Here is a 3176-nt window from a genome sequence, read left to right on the forward strand (position 1 = left end):
ACACATAGGCGGTGACGGAGCTGGCCTCCGGCTTGGGCAGATGATCGAACTTCTCGATCTCCGGGAAGGAGATGTCGATGACCGCCGCCTTCTTCTCCCCTTCCTGCCGGGCGGCAAGCGCCTCGCGGATCAGCTGCGGCAGGCGGTGCAGTGTCTGTGGGCCGAAAATCACGTCCACGTAGGGCGCACGCCTGCGGATCAGCTCCCCTTCCTGTGAGGCCACACAACCGCCCACGCCGATGATGCGGTTGGGCTTCTCGGCCTTCCAGCGCTTCCACTTGCCCAGCTCGTCGAACACCTTCTCCTGCGCCTTCTCGCGCACGGAGCAGGTGTTGAGCAGCAGCACGTCCGCCGCCTCCGCCGTCTCCACCGGCTCCAGGCCGAAGGCGTTCTTCAGCAGCGCCGCCATCTTCTCCGAGTCATACTCGTTCATCTGGCAGCCGTAGGTCTTGATCAGCAGCCCGCCGTCAAACGGCCTTGCGGTGTCGGTCATGGGTGCCTAACGCTCCAGTTCGAACGCATCGTGCAGCGCCTGCACGGCGGTTTCCAGATGCTCCTCGTCAATGATGACCGAGATCTTGATCTCGGTGGTGCCGATCATCTGGATGTTGATGCCCCTGTCCGCCAGCACTTCAAACATGCGCGCGGCGATGCCGGCATGGGACTTCATGCCGATGCCCACCAGCGACACCTTGACGATGCCGTCGTCGGCCAGCACCTCGCGCGCGCCCAGCTTCTCCGCCTGCGCCTTCAGGATATCCAGCGCCGCCGGACAGTCGTTGCGGTGGACGGTGAAAGTGAAGTCGGTGGTGCCGTCCACACCCTGGTTCTGGATGATCATGTCGATGTCGATGTTGGCGTCCGAAATGGGTCCGACGATCTGGTAGGCCACGCCCGGTCGATCCGGCACGCCCAGAATCATCAGCTTGGCCTCGTCACGGTTGAAGGCAATGCCTGAAATCAGCGGTTTTTCCATCACTTTGTCCTCGGAGGTAATCAGGGTGCCGCCCCCTTCCTTCATGGAGCTGAGCACCCGAAGCGGCACGCGGTACTTGCTGGCGAACTCCACCGAACGGATCTGCAGCACCTTGGCGCCCAGGCTGGCCAGCTCCAGCATCTCGTCATAGGTGATCACATCCAGCCGGCGGGCGTTGGGCACCACACGCGGGTCGGTGGTGTAGACGCCATCCACGTCGGTGTAGATCTGGCACTCGTCCGCCTTCAGCGCCGCCGCCAGCGCCACCGCCGTGGTGTCGGAGCCGCCGCGGCCCAACGTGGTGATCTCATTGTTGAGCGTCACCCCCTGAAAGCCGGCCACCACCACGATGCGGCCAGCGTTGAGCTCGGCCATGATCTTCTCTTCGTTGATCTTCTCGATGCGCGCCTTGGTGTGCACATTGTTGGTGAGGATGGGCACCTGCCAGCCGGTGAAGGAGATGGCCGGCCAGCCCTTCTGCTGCAACGCCATGCTCAGAAGCGCAATGGTGACCTGCTCGCCCGTGGACAGGAGCACATCCATCTCGCGCGGATTGGGACGCAGCTGAATCTCCTGCGCCAGCGCGGTCAGCCGGTTGGTTTCCCCGCTCATGGCGGATACGGTCACCACCACCTTGTGGCCCGCCTCGGCGGTGCGGATCACCCTGTCGGCTACATTCTGAATCCGCTCGATGGTCCCGACGGAGGTGCCGCCGTATTTCTGTACGATCAAAGCCATGTCAGTTCGCCTTCTCTTCCACCCAGCCGCGCACGCTGGCCAGCGCCGCATCCAGCTTCTCCGGCTCGCTGCCACCGGCCTGAGCCATGTCGGGACGGCCGCCACCACGACCCCCCACCTGCTGCGCCACGAAATTGACCAGTTCGCCCGCCTTGAAACGGTCGGTCAGGGCCTTGCCGACACCGGCCACCAGCGCCACCTTGCCCTCCTTGACGGCGCCCAGCACGATCACCGCATTGTCCAGCTTCTGCTTGAGCTGGTCCATCAGCTCCCGCAGCGCCTTGCCGTCGGCACCGTCCACCTTGGCGGCCAGCACCTTGACACCGGCCACCTCCTCGGCCTGATCCGCCAGCGCGCCGCCCGCCTGTGCCGCCAGCTTGGCCTTGAGCTGCTCCAGCTCCCTGTCCTGCTGCTTCAGCTGGGTGGCGAGCTGCTCGGCCCGCTGCGGCAGCTGCTCCGGCTGCTTGGCCTTGAGCGTTCCGGCCGCCTGCGTCAGGGCATCCTCGCGACGGTAGATGAAATCCCATGCCGCCTCACCGGTGACCGCCTCCACCCGGCGCACGCCGGCGGCCACGCCCCCCTCTGAGACGATGCGGAAAGGCCCGATCTGACCGGTGCGGCACACATGGGTACCGCCGCACAGCTCAATGGAGTAGTCCCCCATGTCCACCACGCGCACCACATCCCCATACTTCTCGCCGAACAGGGCCATGGCGCCCTTCTCTTTCGCCGCTTCCAGCGACATCTCCTCGGTGACCACCGGCAGGTCGGCCATGATCTTCTCGTTCACCTCCCGTTCGATGGCCCGCAGCGTGTCTGCACCAATCGGCTCGAAGTGGGAAAAGTCGAAACGCAGCCGCTCCGGCGCCACCAGCGAACCCTTCTGGGCTACATGCTCACCCAGATGACGGCGCAGGGCGGCATGAAGCAGGTGGGTGGCCGAGTGGTTGCGCTCGGCGGCACGGCGGCGGGCCACATCCACCTGCGCATGCACCTGCTGACCCACACGGATCTCGCCAGCGGTGACCCGCCCCACGTGCAGCCACAATTTGCCCTGTTTCTGGGTGTCGGACACATGGAAACTGTTCATCCCTTCGGTCAGGCTGCCGGTATCGCCCACCTGACCGCCGGATTCCGCGTAGAAGGGAGTGCGGTCAAGGATGACAATGCCTTCCTCGCCCTCCCTGAGGGCTTCCACCGATGTCTCATCCCGGTAGAGAGCCAGGACGGTGGCATCCATCTCGTCCTGCTGGTAGCCGACAAATTCGGTCTCCCCCTCGAAGTCGATCTTTCTGCTCAGATCCACCTTGAAGCTGCCGGCGGCCCGGGCCCGCTCGCGCTGCCTGCGCATTTCCGCCTCGAAACCGGCCTCATCGATCTTGAGACCCCGCTCCCGCGCCACATCTGCGGTCAGGTCCACCGGAAAGCCGTAGGTGTCATACAGCTTGAACACCACATCGCC

At 64.7% G+C, this 3176-nt stretch carries 2 protein-coding genes and 1 pseudogene; all 3 read right to left on the bottom strand.

Annotated features, from left to right (window positions below; all coding sequences use genetic code 11):
* Nucleotides 1–493: pseudogene (locus tag F8K16_RS01820) on the bottom strand (tRNA (N6-isopentenyl adenosine(37)-C2)-methylthiotransferase MiaB); the annotation flags it as partial.
* A 6-nt stretch (nt 494–499) separates the two neighbouring features.
* On the bottom strand, nt 500–1714 hold the full coding sequence (locus F8K16_RS01825) for an aspartate kinase (RefSeq protein WP_294946129.1): 1215 nt from the start codon (nt 1712–1714) through the stop codon (nt 500–502).
* Between the two features lies 1 nt (nt 1715).
* Nucleotides 1716–3176, bottom strand: a 1461-nt coding sequence (gene alaS, locus F8K16_RS01830) for an alanine--tRNA ligase (RefSeq protein ID WP_294946131.1), incomplete at its 5' end; no start/stop codon positions are given.

Origin of the sequence: Sulfurivirga sp. (assembly GCF_015490265.1) — a bacterium.
Taxonomy (GTDB): domain Bacteria; phylum Pseudomonadota; class Gammaproteobacteria; order Thiomicrospirales; family Thiomicrospiraceae; genus Sulfurivirga.

Excerpts from the sequence above, each read along its gene's own strand:
- F8K16_RS01825 (WP_294946129.1), bottom strand. The coding sequence starts at position 1,714 with ATGGCTTTGATCGTACAGAAATACGGCGGCACCTCCGTCGGGACCATC.